At 74.1% G+C, this 14,058-nt stretch carries 16 protein-coding genes and 1 tRNA gene; 11 read left to right on the top strand and 6 right to left on the bottom strand.

The window, feature by feature from the left end; genetic code table 11:
- Positions 1–151 precede the first annotated feature (151 nt).
- The 5 genes from LG324_RS16445 to LG324_RS16425 all read left to right on the top strand — a co-directional run bounded on the left by LG324_RS16445 (position 152) and on the right by LG324_RS16425 (position 1,976).
- Positions 152–394 carry a hypothetical protein gene (locus LG324_RS16445; protein WP_030529679.1) on the top strand — a complete coding sequence of 81 codons (243 nt, stop codon included), beginning with the start codon at positions 152–154 and terminating at the stop codon, positions 392–394.
- Positions 395–606: 212 nt separating this feature from the next.
- Positions 607–894, top strand: a complete 288-nt coding sequence (locus LG324_RS16440) for a WhiB family transcriptional regulator (protein WP_030529680.1) — start codon at positions 607–609, stop codon at positions 892–894.
- A 50-nt stretch (positions 895–944) separates the two neighbouring features.
- A complete protein-coding gene (locus tag LG324_RS16435) occupies positions 945–1,076 on the top strand; it encodes a hypothetical protein (RefSeq protein WP_256437940.1) in 132 nt (43 codons plus the stop codon).
- Between the two features lie 127 nt (positions 1,077–1,203).
- Positions 1,204–1,776 (top strand): HhH-GPD-type base excision DNA repair protein, encoded by a 573-nt coding sequence (locus LG324_RS16430; protein ID WP_404349649.1) that lies wholly within the window; start codon positions 1,204–1,206, stop codon positions 1,774–1,776.
- A gap of 2 nt (positions 1,777–1,778) precedes the next feature.
- Complete coding sequence (locus LG324_RS16425) at positions 1,779–1,976, top strand: hypothetical protein (protein ID WP_404349647.1); 198 nt, start codon at positions 1,779–1,781, stop codon at positions 1,974–1,976.
- Between the two features lie 4 nt (positions 1,977–1,980).
- Here LG324_RS16425 and LG324_RS16420 read toward each other — a convergent pair whose 3' ends face one another.
- The 3 genes from LG324_RS16420 to LG324_RS16410 form a co-directional block, all read right to left on the bottom strand.
- The gene (locus LG324_RS16420) at positions 1,981–3,336 is read right to left on the bottom strand and encodes an AarF/ABC1/UbiB kinase family protein (RefSeq protein WP_030529683.1); all 1,356 of its coding nucleotides are present in this window, start codon (positions 3,334–3,336) and stop codon (positions 1,981–1,983) included.
- Positions 3,333–3,878 carry a hypothetical protein gene (locus LG324_RS16415; RefSeq protein ID WP_404349644.1) on the bottom strand — a complete coding sequence of 182 codons (546 nt, stop codon included), beginning with the start codon at positions 3,876–3,878 and terminating at the stop codon, positions 3,333–3,335. The genes LG324_RS16420 and LG324_RS16415 overlap by 4 nt, the downstream gene beginning before the upstream one ends.
- A gap of 135 nt (positions 3,879–4,013) precedes the next feature.
- Positions 4,014–4,175, bottom strand: coding sequence for a DUF5679 domain-containing protein (locus LG324_RS16410; protein WP_013493366.1), 162 nt, complete (start codon positions 4,173–4,175; stop codon positions 4,014–4,016).
- A gap of 196 nt (positions 4,176–4,371) precedes the next feature.
- On the opposite strand from LG324_RS16410, the gene LG324_RS16405 reads away from it, so the two are divergent.
- Positions 4,372–4,920: a M48 family metallopeptidase gene (locus LG324_RS16405; protein WP_404349641.1), complete on the top strand. Its 549-nt coding sequence runs from the start codon at positions 4,372–4,374 to the stop codon at positions 4,918–4,920.
- Here the strand turns inward: LG324_RS16405 and LG324_RS16400 are convergent.
- Positions 4,876–5,457 (bottom strand): NUDIX hydrolase, encoded by a 582-nt coding sequence (locus LG324_RS16400; protein ID WP_030529686.1) that lies wholly within the window; start codon positions 5,455–5,457, stop codon positions 4,876–4,878. The two genes, LG324_RS16405 and LG324_RS16400, sit on opposite strands and share 45 nt — an antisense overlap.
- Positions 5,454–6,821 (bottom strand): zinc-dependent metalloprotease, encoded by a 1,368-nt coding sequence (locus LG324_RS16395; protein WP_404349638.1) that lies wholly within the window; start codon positions 6,819–6,821, stop codon positions 5,454–5,456. The genes LG324_RS16400 and LG324_RS16395 overlap by 4 nt, the downstream gene beginning before the upstream one ends.
- Before the next feature lie 98 nt (positions 6,822–6,919).
- Between LG324_RS16395 and LG324_RS16390 the strand changes: the two genes are divergently transcribed.
- Positions 6,920–7,354, top strand: a complete 435-nt coding sequence (locus LG324_RS16390; RefSeq protein WP_030529688.1) for a molybdenum cofactor biosynthesis protein MoaE — start codon at positions 6,920–6,922, stop codon at positions 7,352–7,354.
- A complete protein-coding gene (locus LG324_RS16385; RefSeq protein ID WP_404349635.1) occupies positions 7,351–8,424 on the top strand; it encodes a PDZ domain-containing protein in 1,074 nt (357 codons plus the stop codon). The genes LG324_RS16390 and LG324_RS16385 overlap by 4 nt, the downstream gene beginning before the upstream one ends.
- A 22-nt stretch (positions 8,425–8,446) precedes the next feature.
- Here the strand turns inward: LG324_RS16385 and LG324_RS16380 are convergent, their stop codons facing one another.
- On the bottom strand, positions 8,447–8,989 hold the full coding sequence (locus tag LG324_RS16380) for a PPA1309 family protein (RefSeq protein WP_404349633.1): 543 nt from the start codon (positions 8,987–8,989) through the stop codon (positions 8,447–8,449).
- 103 nt (positions 8,990–9,092) lie between these two features.
- Between LG324_RS16380 and LG324_RS16375 the strand changes: the two genes are divergently transcribed.
- The 3 genes from LG324_RS16375 (at position 9,093) to LG324_RS16365 (ending at position 14,008) form a co-directional block, all read left to right on the top strand.
- A complete protein-coding gene (locus tag LG324_RS16375; RefSeq protein ID WP_404349630.1) occupies positions 9,093–12,164 on the top strand; it encodes a UPF0182 family protein in 3,072 nt (1,023 codons plus the stop codon).
- A gap of 96 nt (positions 12,165–12,260) precedes the next feature.
- A tRNA-Met gene (locus LG324_RS16370) sits at positions 12,261–12,337 on the top strand.
- Between the two features lie 306 nt (positions 12,338–12,643).
- Positions 12,644–14,008, top strand: a complete 1,365-nt coding sequence (locus LG324_RS16365; protein WP_036829700.1) for an NAD(P)/FAD-dependent oxidoreductase — start codon at positions 12,644–12,646, stop codon at positions 14,006–14,008.
- Positions 14,009–14,058: the final 50 nt, after the last annotated feature.

Here is a 14,058-nt window from a genome sequence, read left to right as displayed (position 1 = left end):
ACGGTTTCGGATCGCTGTGCGGAGAACAGTCACGGGCGACCCGTTTTAATCCGTTGCCGAGGTTCCGCGGGCCCCCCTACAGTTGCTCGCAACACCTCGCGTGCCCGCCCGGGCACCGACACGACCGAGACCGCGAAGGAGGGTTGGACCGATGGAGAAGACGATGACGACGAACGGCACGGCGATGGCTGCTGCCCGCGAGACCGGCACGACCGTCTGGTACGGCTCCAACACCGCCCACGCGGTCGATCTCCGTCAGGTCCAGGGGCGCACTGTGTCCGCTGCCGACCTCGGCATGCGCGACCGCGCCGTCGCCGGTGAGGCCACCGGCTTCGGCATCGCCGTCCCGTCCACGGGATCCGTGTACCCACGCCTCGAGGCACCCCCCGTCTGACCACCAGACAGGGCCACCTCGAGGCCGCGGATCCCCCCAGGGATCCGCGGCCTTTCTCTTTGCCCGCACGGCCCGGGCGCCGCTCCACCGACCACCACAGCACGCGAGGACCAGCAGCCATGACCGCAGTGAGCGACCGGACCGACACCGACCGCCCGCCCAGTACCACCCCGCGCCACACCCGGCGCTCGACGAACGGAGGTGACCCCCCGATGCAGCTGACCGATCTCCTCGACCTGCAGGACCCGGACGTCATCGACGGCGAGGGCATCCCCTGCCGCGAGAACGACGCCGAGCTCTGGTTCGCCGACACCCCGGAGGGGGTCGAGTTCGCCAAGGCCCTGTGCCGCACCTGCCCGGTGCGCCGCAGCTGCCTCGCCGGCGCGCTCGAGCGGCGCGAGCCGTGGGGCGTCTGGGGTGGCGAGTACTTCGTCCAGGGCGTCACCGTGGCGCGCAAGCGGCCCCGGGGCCGCCCGCGCAAGACCGAGGTCGCGGCCTGACCGCGGCCCCGACCACCAACGCACACAAGCACTTCCGACAGGAGAACGACATGTACCACCGACGGATGCAGCGGATCCGTCGCGTCGTGCACGAGCGCCGCGCCCACGAGGCGCAGCGGGTCGAGCGCGAGGCGGCCAACCGCGAGCAGATGCAGGCGGTCGTCCACGCCATCGTCCGATGAGGGCCGGCGTGCACACCGCGGACCGCACCGCCCCCGGCACCACGCCGGGGGCGGTGCCCGTCCCACCCCTGCGCGGGCGGGACTTCTGGCGCGCCGTGGTCGCCGACGTGCTGGCTACGCTGGCCCCATGGCCGCGCTGACGATCGCCCAGGACCCCGCCGCCGACCGCGTCCTCTCCGAGGACCCCTTCGCGCTCCTCACCGGGATGCTCCTGGACCAGCAGTTCCCGATGGAGCGTGCCTTCGCCGGTCCGGCCAAGGTGCTCGAGCGCTTCGGCACCCTCGACCCCGCGGCCCTGGCCGCGGCCGACCCCGAGGCCTTCGCCGACCTCTGCGCCACGCCGCCGGCCGTCCACCGCTACGGCCGGTCGATGGCCGGGCGCATCCAGGCGCTCGCGGTCGTCGTCCGCGACGAGTACGACGGCGACGCCTCGCGCCTGTGGACCACCGCCTCGACCGGCCGCGAGCTCGTCACGCGCCTCAAGGCCCTGCCCGGCTTCGGCGACCAGAAGGCGCGCATCTTCGCGGCCCTGCTCGGCAAGCAGCTGGGGGTGCGGCCCGCTGGCTGGCAGGAGGCGTGCGGCGCCTACGCCGAGACGGGCTCCTTCCGCTCGGTGGCCGACGTGGTCGACCCCGACTCCCTCCAGAAGGTCCGCGACTTCAAGAAGGCGGCCAAGGCCGCGGCGAAGACCAAGGGCTGAGCGTGAGCGACGCGGCGGGGGAGGAGCGACCGGTCTGCGCGACGTGCGGCAGCACGCCGGCGGACTCCGAGGCCGCCGCCCTCGCCCGGCTCACGTGGAGCCGCGGCACCGAGAGCGGTCGCGAGGTCTGGACCTGGGCGGCGTGCAGCCGCCGGCACCTGCGCAGCATCGAGGGCAAGCTCGACTCCGCCTGGTGGTGAGGGGTCAGGCGGCGTCGGGGTCCGGGGGGAAGCGGGACTCGTCGACGCCGGGCAGGTAGGCGCACACCATCTCGCGCAGGGGCACCGTGCCGCCGATCTGGCTGAGCACCCCGATGCCCCCGAGCCACACCCGGTGGATGAGGAGGTAGTCGGGCGGCAGGTTGAGCTTGAGGCCGATGAGGAACTGCGGCCGGCGCGGGTCCTGGATCTGGGCAGCCGCGCCCCGCAGCCACTCGCGGGTGGGCGTGAACTGCTCGTGGAGGATCGGCTCGACGAGCGGCTGGAGGTACTCGACGAGGCCGTCGGGGTCGATCTGGATGCCGGGGCGGATGAAGCCGGCGCGGCGCAGGACCGCGACGAGCCCCTCGCCGTCGCCGGCGAGGCTCGCCGTGAGGATCTCGCCCATCTCGGGCGGCATGCCCTGGGGGAGGCGGTTGACCGCGCCGAAGTCGAGGACACCGAGGCGCCCGTCGGGCGTGATCCGGAAGTTGCCCGGGTGCGGGTCGGCGTGCAGGAGGCGGGCCCGGGTGGGGGCGCGCAGCTGGAACTCGAGGTAGAGCGAGGCGGCCTCGTCGCGCTCCTCCGGCGTCCCGTCGGCGATGACGCGGGCGAGCGGCGTGCCCTCGACCCACTCGGTGACGAGGACCTGCGGCGACTCCACGAGGACGTCGGGGACGAGCACGTCCTCGTCGTCCCGGAAGGCGCGGGCGAAGTGCCGCTGGTGGCGGGCCTCGAGCGAGTAGTCGAGCTCCTCGCTCATCCGCGCCCGCAGCTCCTCCATGATCGGCTTGACGTCGATGCCGGGGACCCACGAGCCGGCCATCCGGGCCATCCGCGAGAGCTGGTTGAGGTCGGAGAGCAGCGCCTTGCCCGCCCCGGGGTACTGGATCTTGACGGCGACCTCGCGGCCGTCGCGCCACACGCCACGGTGGACCTGGCCGATGGAGGCGGCGGCGGCCGGGACGTCGTCGAACTCGACGAGCTTGGTCGTGGCCCAGCGCGGCCCGAGCTCCTGGGCGAGGATGCCGTGCACGCGCTCGGCGCCCATCGGCGGCCCCGACTCCTGGAGCTTGGTCAGCGTGGCGCGGTAGGGGCCGAGCACCTCCTCGGGCATCGCGGCCTCCATGACCGACAGCGCCTGGCCGAACTTCATCGCGCCGCCCTTGAGCTGGCCGAGCACCGCGAACATCTGCTCGGCGGTGCGGGCCTGGAGCTCGGCGGCGACGGCCTCGGCCGGCTTGCCGCCGACCCGCTTGCCCATGCCGAGGGCGGCCCGCCCGGCGTGGCCGAGGGGCAGGCCCGCGAGCCGAGCGGCCCGGGCGATGGAGGAGCCGGGGATCTCCCGGTCGCGTTCGCTCACCCCGCCATTCTCACCGACGCACAGCCGCACCCGGGCCGGGAGGTCCAGACCCGGTGCACGACGGTCGTGCCTTGCGGGCCGATCTCGGTCGAGACGCCGCCGAGCGCGGCGTCCCCGGCGAGGGTCGCGAGGGCGGTGACCGTGGCCACCGCGGCGGCGAGCACGACGGCCCCGGCCCCGAGCGGCGCCGCCGCACCGGTCGGCCGTGGGGGCGGGGTGACGCAGACGAGGCACGGCGTGCGGCCGGGGAGCACGAGCGGACCGACGTCGACCCCCGCGGTGTGCCGGACGACGGGCAGCAGGGCGACGTCGTGCGCCTGCCACGGCGCCCCGAGCCACGGCGCGCTCCACCACTCGGGCGGCCCGTGCTCGGCGACGAGCACGACGAGGTCGGGCCCGGGCAGGCCGGCGACGAGCGCGAGCTCGGTGGCGTCGGCCTCGTGCGCCCCGGCGCGCACCGGCACCCCGCAGCGGCGCAGCCGGCCCGCGGTCTCGGACGCGAGCACGCCCCACCCGTCGACGACGACCCGCACCCGCTCCATCGCTGCCTCCTGCCCGGACCCCTGGCGGCATCCTGCCCGGCCGCGCGCCTCCACCGCGGGCGTCGTCCACAGGCCCCGGGCACGGCGACGGCCCCGGACCGTCGTGGTCCGGGGCCGTCGTCGAGGGTCGGCCGCTCAGGCCTTCCCGAGGATGCGGTTGAGGTTCGTCCCGCACACCGGGCACTGCCCCTTGGCCATCCGCCGGCCGTTCTCGGAGACGACGACCTTCCCCTCCGCCTCGCGCTTCTCCTTGCACTTCACGCAGTAGAACTCGCCCTTGTAGGTCTCGTCAGCCATCGACGTACTCCTTGTCACCGGCCGGGAACCCGTCCGGAGTGGTGTACCGCCCCCCGGGGGCGGCCTGGACCGTCCCACAGTAGCCACGCGGGGGGTCGCTGCCCATGTGACGCGCGGCCGGGGCGGGCCGTGGCGTCCTCGCTGGTCACGCGCGTCCCACCGGCCCCACGGTCACCGCAGTGCGTAGAGTCGGGGGGTGGCCACGCGGGACGTCGAGGTCCGCCGCAGCCGGAGACGCCGCCGCACCGTGAGCGCCTACCGGGACGGCGGACGCACGGTCGTGCTCATCCCCGCCTCGTTCTCGGCCGCCGAGGAGGCCCGCTGGGTGGAGCGGATGCTCACGCGGCTCGAGCGCGGCGACACCCGCAGCGCCCTCGGCGACGACGCGCTCGCGGCCCGGGCCGCCCGCCTGTCCGAGCGCTACCTCGGCGGGCACGCGCGGCCGAGCAGCGTCCGGTGGGTGTCGACGATGGAGAAGCGCTGGGCCTCGTGCACCCCGACGGACGGGACGATCCGGGTCTCCGACCGGCTGCGCGACGTCCCGACACACGTCCTCGACTACGTGCTGCTCCACGAGCTCGCGCACCTGCTCGTCGCCGGCCACGGCCCGGCCTTCTGGCGGCTGCTGGGCTCCTACCCGCGCCTGGAGCGCGCCCGCGGGTTCCTCGACGGGCTCGCGCACGCCTCGGGGATGCCGTCCTCAGAGGAGCCCGAGGGCCCGGCGGCCGGCCTCGACGAGGGGTGAGAGCTCGGCGCGGGTGCCCTCGGGCAGCGCGTCGACCGGCCACCAGCGCACGTCGTGCGACTCCGCGCTGACCCGCGGCACGGCGTCCGCGGCGGCCCGGGCGACGTAGCGGACGTCGAGGTGCTCGCGGCAGCGCCCGAAGTCGCCCTCGAGGGTGTGCCGGTCCAGCTGCACCGGCGCGGGCAGCGGCTCGAGGTCGGGGATGCCGGACTCCTCGCGGGCCTCGCGGCGCGCGGCGTCATAAAGCGTCGCGTCGCCCGGCTCGAGGTGGCCGCCCAGCTGGAACCACTGCCCGGCCCGCCGGTGGTGGGTGAGCAGGACGTGCTCGCCGGTGGCGTCGACGACGAGGCAGGACCCGGTGAGGTGCGCGGGCGGCCCGGCCTTGGCCACGCCGTCCGGGTGCGCCGCGAGGTGGGTCAGGTAACCGCGGCGCAGCTCCTCCTGCTCCGCGTCCGGCGCCGACCAGCGGTCGAGCACGGCAGTGGCGTCGGCGTGCAGGTGGGCGTACTCGCGGGCGGGGTCGACGGGGTCGGTCACCGGTCGCCCTCGCCGCGCAGCAGCGCGTCGAGCTCGGCGTCGAGGTCGTCGGTGGCCGGCGTGGTCGACCGCTCGGCGTAGCCCAGCGGGTCGTCGAGGTCGGCCGAGGACGGCGCGAGGTCCGGGTGGCGCCAGGCGGCGTCGCGGCCCTCGGCGCCGGCCCGGTCCTCCAGCGCGCGGAAGAGGTTGGCGGCGTCGCGCAGCCGGCGCGGACGCAGCTCGAGCCCGACGAGCGAGCCGAAGGCCTTCTCGGCGGGGCCGCCGCTCGCGCGGCGCCGGCGCACGGCCTCGCCGAGGGCGTCGGCGGCCGGCAGGTGACCGGCGACCGCGCGCTCGGTCACGACGTCGACCCAGCCCTCGACGAGGGCGAGCAGCGTCTCGAGCCGGCCGAGGGCGGCCTGCTGCGCGGGGGAGTGCTGCGGGTTGAACAGCCGCCCCTGCAGCGCCTCCTGGACCGCCTGGGGGTCGGAGGGGTCGATCGAGCGGACCGCCTCCTCGATGCCGTCGGTGTCGATGGTGATGTCGCCGGCGTAGTCGCGCACGGCCGCGCGCAGGCCGGCCGAGAGCCACGGCACGTCGGCGAACAGGCGCACGCGGGCGACCTCGCGGACCGCGAGGTACAGGCGGGCCTGCGGCTCGTCGACCTCGAGGCCGTCGGCGAGCTCGCGCAGGGCCTGCGGCATGATGACGACGTCGGGGGCGGGCACGAGCGGGAGCGAGACCTCGCAGCCGGTGACGACCTCCCCGGCGAGGGTCCCGACGCCCTGGCCGAGCTGGAGGGCGAACATCGAGCCGTGCATGCGGCGCAGCATCGGGCCGGCCTGGTCGAGCATCCCGGCCATCCCCGCGGGCAGGGCGTCCTCGGGCAGGTCGGAGAGCTGGCGGGTCATCGCCGCGGTGACGGCGTCGGTCACGCCCTCGGCCACCGGCTCGACGAGGTCGGTCCAGACGGGCATCGTCGCCTCGACCCACTCCGCACGGCTCCACGCGGTGCCGCGCAGCGCGGGGGCGGTGAGGTCGGTGACGGCGTCGAGCCAGAGGTTCGCGACGTGCACGGCCTCGGCGGCGGCCCGGCGGTCGGCCTCGGCCGCGAGGGCGTCCCCGGCGGCCGCGACGGTCTTGCGCGCGGTGTCGGTGGCCAGCGCCGGGTCCAGCGTGCTGTCACCGGGCGGGGCCGCGAACATCGCCTGCACCTGGGACATGACCATCTGGAGCATCTGCGGGTCGATCCGGTCCAGGCCCATGTTCCGCATCATCGCGACCATCTGCGGGTCGAGCTCGGCGCCGCCGGTGAGGCCGCGCAGCATCTGCTCCAGCTCCGGGGGGAGGTCGGGGGTCTCGTCGTCGTCGGCGTGGTCGGTCACGGCCGGTCTCCTGCAGGTCGGATGAGAGGATGGGCGTCTGTCGTACCCAACCACGGCCGCGCGCGAATCGTTCCGGCGGCCGTCCCCCGAGGAGCCCCATGGCCACCGATGACTCCGCGGTCGCGCTCGTCGCGGTCCGCGACGAGCCGCTGTCCGTCGACGAGGCGCTGGACGCCGTCCGCCACCCCGCGTGCGGCGGCGTCGCGCTCTTCGTCGGGCTCGTGCGCGACCACGACCACGGCGACGCCGTGACCGGGCTGGAGTACTCGGCGCACCCGAGCGCCCTCGCGACGATGCAGGAGGTGTGCGAGCACGTCCTCGCGTCCTCGGACGCCGTCCGGGTGGCCGCGGTCCACCGCACCGGGACCCTCGCCATCGGCGATCTCGCGGTCGTCGTCGCGGCGTCGGCGCCGCACCGCGGCCAGGCCTTCGACGCCTGCCGGGCGGTCATCGACACCCTCAAGGCGCGCACGCCCATCTGGAAGCACCAGTCCCTCGGTGACGGCTCGACCGAGTGGGTGGGGCTGCCGTGAGCCTGGGCGTCCCCCCGCCCTCCGCGCGTGGCGGCCGGCTCGCCGCCACCCTCCTCACCTCGCTCTTCGTGCTCGTCGTGCTCGCCGCCGGGATGACGTTCGTCGGCCTGCCCTACGTCATCCTGTCCCCGGGCCCGGCCACCAACGTCCTCGGCGAGGTCGACGGCAAGCCGGTGCTGTCGGTGCAGGGGGCGCAGACGTACCCGACGCAGGGCGCGCTCGACTTCACGACCGTCGCCTTCGAGGGTGGTCCCGGGCGGACGGTGACGATCTACGACCTCGCGGAGGCGTGGTGGCGCGGAGACAGCGAGACCGCCCCCGAGAGCGACTACTTCCCCGACGACACGACGGCCGACCAGGTGCAGGAGCAGAACGTCGAGCTGATGAACGAGTCGCAGGTCGTGGCGGCCGCGACCGCCCTGCGGGCGCTCGGGAAGCCGGTGACGACGAACGTCGCCATCGCCGACGTGCCGGACGGCAGCCCGGCCGCCGGGGTGCTCGAGAAGGGCGACGTGCTCCGGAGCGTCGACGGGGAGGCCGCGTCCGACCCGGACGCGGTGCGCGGTGCGGTGCGCGAGCACCGGCCGGGGGAGGAGGTCGCGCTCGTCGTCGAGCGGGACGGCCTCGAGAAGCGCCTCACGGTGACGACCGGCGACGTGCGGGGCCAGCCGGTCATCGGCGTGCTCCTGCGCACCGACTACGACCTGCCCGTCTCCGTCACCCTCAACACCGGCCAGGTCGGCGGGCCCTCCGCGGGCCTGATGTTCACCCTCGCGATCTACGACGCCCTGACGCCGGGGTCGCTGACCGGTGGCCAGCGCATCGCCGGCACCGGGACGATCGCCGACGGCGGAGCGGTCGGCCCCATCAGTGGCATCCGGCAGAAGATGGTCGGCGCCCACGAGGCCGGAGCCCGCTGGTTCCTCTCGCCCGCGCAGGACTGCGCGGACGCCGTCGACCACGTGCCGGACGGGATGACCCTGCTCAAGGTGACGACGTTCGACGACGCGAGGACCGCCGTCGAGGGCATCGCGAAGGGCGACACCGCCGGCCTGCCGCGCTGCGGCTGAGCTGGCCGGTCGCCCGGGGCGCTCAGTCCAGGGTCGCGCGCAGGGCGTGGACGATGCCCGGCGCGAGGTCCTCGCCGAGGGCGACCTCGTCGTCGCTGTCGTGCGCCCGCTGGCGCAGCAGGCAGCGCGCGGCGCCGTCGCGCGTGACGGCCACGAGCAGGCGCACGTCGGCGCGGTCGGGGTGCGCGGCGACGGCGCGCACCGCCTCCTCGGGGTTCTCGGGCAGGTCGCGCTCGGCGGCCGGGGGGAGGACGACCCGCTCCACGGCGACCGCGCAGCCGGCGACCTCCGCCGGCCAGGCGATCCGGCCGAGCAGCTCCTCGAGCCCGGTGGCCTCGGGGAGCTCGTCCTGCTCGATGGCCGAGAGGGCGCCGGCCACCGCGTCGTGGGTGGCCAGACCCTGCGCCAGCTGCGGCTCGCGCTCCACGAGCTCGGCGGTGTGGACCAGCGCGAAGAGCCGGACCGGCTGGTCCCACCCGGAGCGGGCGACGTGCCGCTCGGTGTCGAGCGCGGCGAGGGTCAGGGGGTCGGTGACGGGGCGTCGGTCGGGGCTCACGGGCTCCATGGTGCCCGACGCAACCTTTCCCGCCCTCCGCGCGTTCGGGTGTGCGAGATAGGTTGACCTCACCCATCGCACGACGACCCCGGCACACGGGACGAGGAGAGCTGTGAGTCGCTCGGACTGGTTCGACGGACGCGACCGCCCGGACGGACCCGATGACGGGTCCGGGCGCGCCGCCGAGGGAGGCCGCCCCGCGCGGCCGCGCCGGAGGGGCCCGCTGCTGCCCACCCTGCTCGTCCTCATCGGCCTGGCCGTGGTCGGCGGCATCGCCGCCGACCTCCTGACCGACGTCTGGTGGTACGAGTCGGTCGGCTACCGCAGCGTCTTCACGACCGAGCTCGCCACCAAGGCGGTCATCTTCGTCCTCGCGTTCGTGCTGACGGCGGGTGCGGTCGCGGCCTCGCTCGTCGTCGCCTTCCGCACCCGGCCGATCTATGTCCCGGTGACGCCGGCCCAGCAGGTGCTCGAGCAGTACCGCCAGGCCATCGAGCCGCTGCGCCGGATCGCGCTGTTCGCGATCCCGGGCGTCCTCGGCCTGCTCGCGGGCTCGGGGTCGATGGGGGCCTGGCGCACGTACCTGCTCTGGGCCAACCGGCAGCCCTTCGGTGTCACCGACCCGCAGTTCGGCCTCGACGTCGGCTTCTTCGTCTTCACGCTGCCGTGGCTGCGCTTCCTCGTGAGCTTCCTGACCGTCGTGCTCGTGCTGACCTTCCTCGCCGGCGCGTTCACCCACTACGTCTACGGCGGCCTCCAGCTGCCGGGCCGCGGGCCGTCGACGCGGGCCGCCTACGTGCACCTCGGCGTCGTCGGCGCGCTCATCGCGCTGACCCGCGCCGGGTCGTACTGGCTCGACCGCTACTCGCTCTCGACGCAGAAGGGGTCGCTGCTCACGGGCATCACGTACACCGACGCCAACGCGGTCCTGCCGACCAAGGCCATCCTCGCGGTCGCGGCGATCATGTGCGCGATCTTCTTCCTCGCCGCGATCTGGAGCCGCAGCTGGCGGCTGCCGATCATCGGGGTCGGGCTGCTCGTCGTCACCGCCGTCGTCGCGGGCACGATCTACCCGGCGCTCATCCAGTCGCTGCGGGTGCGGCCCTCCGAGCGTTCGCTCGAGGCGACCTACATCGACCGCAACATCAAGGCGACGAGCGCGGCCTTCGGGCTGGACCGCGTCGAGCGGATCGAGAACACGGTGCCGGCGCAGGCGCCGTCCGAGAACACGCTGCGCTCCAACGCCGAGGCCATCCCCGGCGTGCGCGTCATCGACCCCAACGTCGTCGCACCGACCTTCCGCCAGCTCGAGGGCGAGCGCGACTTCTACGCCTTCCCCGACACCCTCGACGTCGACCGCTACACGATCGACGGCCGGGTCAACGACGCCGTCGTCGCCGTGCGCGAGATGAACCTCTCGGGCCTGCCGGACAGCCAGCGCAACTGGATCAACGACCACACGGTCTTCACCCACGGCTACGGCTTCTACGCGGCGTACGGCAACCAGCGCACCGCCGAGGGCGACCCGGTCTTCTTCGAGGGCGGCACCCGCAACAACCTCGGTGAGTACGAGCCGCGGATCTACTTCGGCGAGCTGTCGCCGTCGTACTCGGTCGTCGGTGCCCCCGCCGGGGCGCAGGCCAAGGAGTACGACCGTCCGGGCTCCTCGGAGGGGTCGTCGGTCAACAACACCTACAGCGGTGGAGGCGGCGTCTCGATCGGCTCGACCTTCCGCAAGCTCGCGTACGCGATCAAGTACCGCGAGGCGAACTTCTTCCTCTCCAACGCGGTCAACGACAGCTCGCGCATCCTCGACCACCGCACCCCGCAGGAGCGCGTCGAGCGCGTCGCGCCCTGGCTGACCCTCGACGGCAACGTCTACCCGGCGGTCGTCGACGGGCGGGTGCAGTGGATCGTCGACGGCTTCACGACCTCGTCGGCCTACCCGAACAGCCGCCTCGTCGACCTCGCGAACGCGACGTCGGACTCGGTCGCCCAGCGCAGCAACGTCGTGCAGGTCCGCACCGGCGAGGCCAACTACGTGCGCAACGCCGTCAAGGCGACCGTCGACGCGTACGACGGCTCGGTCAAGCTCTACGGCTGGGACACGAGCGACCCGATCCTCAAGGCGTGGAGCCAGGCCTTCGGCAACACGGTGCGCCCGATCTCGGAGATCTCCGGCGAGCTGATGTCGCACATCCGCTACCCGCAGGACCTCATCAAGATCCAGCGCGACCTGCTCAACGAGTACCACATCACCAACCCGGACGACTTCTACACCGGCAACGACCGCTGGCGGGTACCGCGCGACCCCTCGCTGTCGACCCAGGACATCCCCGTGGTGTTCCAGTCGATCGCGCTGCCGGGCGAGGACCGCGCCTCGTTCTCGATCACCTCGCCGTTCGTGCCGGCGAGCAACGCCGAGGGCGGCCGCGAGATCCTCCGTGGCCTGCTCGCCGTCGACGCCGACGCCGGGTCGACCGCGGGGGAGCGGGCCGAGAACTTCGGCAAGCTCCGGCTCGTCGAGTACTCCTCGAACCAGGCGCCGTCCGGACCGGGCCAGGTGCGCAACCAGATCCAGAACTCCAACGTGCGCTCGCAGAACCCCGCGGAGCAGCTGGGCCTCGCGCAGTACATCACCAACAACTCCAGCGGCGGCAAGAAGCTGACCTTCGGCAACCTGCTGACCTTCCCCCTGCAGGGCCGCACCTTCTACGTGCAGCCGGTCTACGTGCAGGCCTCGGAGGGCTCGGGCTCGTTCCCGCAGAACAAGATCACCGTCGCCGTGTACGGCTCGAACGTCGCCTGGGGCGACACCCTCGACCAGGCCATCACCGGCCTCTTCGGCGAGGGCCAGGGCGACACGGGCGGCAACGACGGCGGCGGCAGCGACGGCGGGGGCGGCGGCGGCACGCCGACCGACCCCGGCACGGGTCTGCCGCAGCAGCTGAGCGCGGCCATCGCCGAGATCCAGGCGGCCTACCAGGCCGGCCAGGAGGCGCTGAGCAAGAGCGACTTCACCGCCTACGGCGAGGCGCAGGAGAAGCTGTCCGCGGCGATCGCCAAGGCCGACGAGCTCGCCCGCCAGCTCGGGACGACGGCGCCGACCCCGACGCCCTCGGCGTCCCCGTCGGCCTCGCCGTCCCCGGCGCCGTCGGCGTCGACGACCGCCAGCGCCGGATGACGCAGGGCTCCGCCGGGGCCGATTTGGTCCCGGCGGAGTCCATCGTCTAACCTCGAGACATACCGAGCGCGCCCCCCGGGGTGCGACTCACCACGACGCGGGGTGGAGCAGCTCGGTAGCTCGCCGGGCTCATAACCCGGAGGTCGCAGGTTCAAATCCTGCCCCCGCTACCAGTACGAACGAGGCCCCGACCGGCGACAGCCGGTCGGGGCCGATGTCATGGGCGGGATGCCGGCGGGCGAGCGCGGGTCCTGCCCCCGCGACCCGCGCGTGAGCGCGGGTCCGCCGGCACGGACCGCCCCACGACCACGGCCGAGCCGGGATGATCGGGGGACGACCCCACCCACCAGGGACCGCCGACGCTCCCTCCGCCCGCGCGGGCACGCCCCACCCGCGCCCAGCCCCAGGAGACCTCCGCCGTGACCCCCAGCACGCCGCAGCCCCGGCATACCGACAGCGCCGAGCACGTTGACACCGACGTGACCACCCCCGTGAACCGCAAGCACCGGATCGTCGTCATCGGGTCCGGCTTCGGTGGCCTCTTCGGCACCCAGGCCCTCAAGCGCCGGGACGACGTCGAGATCACCCTCGTCGCGCGCACCGCGCACCACCTCTTCCAGCCGCTGCTCTACCAGGTGGCCACGGGGATCCTCTCCGAGGGCGAGATCGCCCCGAGCACCCGCGAGGTCCTGGCCAAGCAGAAGAACGCCCGGGTCATCCTCGGCGAGGTGACCGACGTCGACCTGACGGCGCGCACCGTCACCTCCGAGCTGCTCGGCACGACGACCGTCACGGAGTACGACTCGCTGCTCGTCGCGGCCGGCGCCGGCCAGTCCTGGTTCGGCCACGACGAGTTCGCCGAGTACGCGCCGGGCATGAAGTCGGTCGACGACGCGCTCGAGCTGCGCGGCCGCATCTTCGGCGCGTTCGAGCTCGCCGAGCTCGCGACGAGCGAGGAGGACGTGCGCCGCGCGCTCACCTTCGTCGTCGTCGGGGCCGGCCCGACCGGGGTCGAGATGGCGGGGCAGATCGCCGAGCTCGCGCGCCGGACGCTGCGCCACGACTTCCGCCGCATCGACCCGACCCAGGCGCACGTCATCCTCCTCGACGCGGCCGACACGATCCTGCCGAGCTTCGGCGAGCGCCTCGGGGGAGCGGCGCGCAAGCGGCTCCAGGAGCTCGGGGTCGACGTGCGCACCGGCGCGATGGTGACGGGTGTCGACGAGGACGGCCTCACGTACAAGGACCGCCAGGACCACGTGACGCGCATCGAGACGCTCACGAAGGTCTGGGCGGCCGGGGTGCAGGCCAGCCCACTCGGCAAGCAGCTGGCCGAGCAGTCCGGCGTCGAGCTCGACCGGGCCGGCCGGGTCAAGGTGCAGGACGACCTCACGCTGCCCGGCCACCCCGAGGTCTTCGTCGTCGGCGACATGATCGCGCTCAAGGACCTCCCCGGGGTCGCGCAGGTCGCCATCCAGGGCGCGCGCTTCGCCGCCAAGGAGATCGCGCACCGGCTCGACGGCAAGCCCTCGCAGGGCGAGTTCGAGTACTTCGACAAGGGCTCGATGGCCACGGTGTCGCGCTTCAGCGCCGTCGCCTCGATCGGCCGCCTGCGCTTCCACGGCTTCCTCGCGTGGCTGCTGTGGCTCGGGGTGCACCTCGTGTACATCATCGGCTTCAAGAACCGCATCACGACGCTGCTGCACTGGGCGGTCAGCTTCCTCGGCCGCGGCCGGGCGGAGCGGGTGGCCACGCACCAGCAGGTGTTCGGCCGGCGGGCCATGCTCCAGGTCGGCGACGAGCTGCGCTCCACCCCGAAGGACGAGCTGCGCGACGCAGGCTGAGCCCGCGTCCTGCGTCGGGGCTGGGACGCGGGGGCGCCGCTGACCTAGGG

Origin of the sequence: Phycicoccus jejuensis, from assembly GCF_044797865.1 — a bacterium.
Classification (GTDB): domain Bacteria; phylum Actinomycetota; class Actinomycetes; order Actinomycetales; family Dermatophilaceae; genus Phycicoccus; species Phycicoccus jejuensis.
The sequence above is the reverse complement of the archived record's forward strand: the minus strand, read 5'-3'. Positions and strand labels throughout refer to the sequence as shown.

Excerpts from the sequence above, each read along its gene's own strand:
- LG324_RS16380 (WP_404349633.1), bottom strand. The coding sequence starts at position 8,989 with ATGGAGCCCGTGAGCCCCGACCGACGCCCCGTCACCGACCCCCTGACC.
- LG324_RS16435 (WP_256437940.1), top strand. The coding sequence starts at position 945 with ATGTACCACCGACGGATGCAGCGGATCCGTCGCGTCGTGCACGAGCGC.
- LG324_RS16440 (WP_030529680.1), top strand. The coding sequence starts at position 607 with ATGCAGCTGACCGATCTCCTCGACCTGCAGGACCCGGACGTCATCGAC.
- LG324_RS16445 (WP_030529679.1), top strand. The coding sequence starts at position 152 with ATGGAGAAGACGATGACGACGAACGGCACGGCGATGGCTGCTGCCCGC.
- LG324_RS16415 (WP_404349644.1), bottom strand. The coding sequence starts at position 3,878 with ATGGAGCGGGTGCGGGTCGTCGTCGACGGGTGGGGCGTGCTCGCGTCC.
- LG324_RS16430 (WP_404349649.1), top strand. The coding sequence starts at position 1,204 with ATGGCCGCGCTGACGATCGCCCAGGACCCCGCCGCCGACCGCGTCCTC.
- LG324_RS16390 (WP_030529688.1), top strand. The coding sequence starts at position 6,920 with ATGGCCACCGATGACTCCGCGGTCGCGCTCGTCGCGGTCCGCGACGAG.
- LG324_RS16410 (WP_013493366.1), bottom strand. The coding sequence starts at position 4,175 with ATGGCTGACGAGACCTACAAGGGCGAGTTCTACTGCGTGAAGTGCAAG.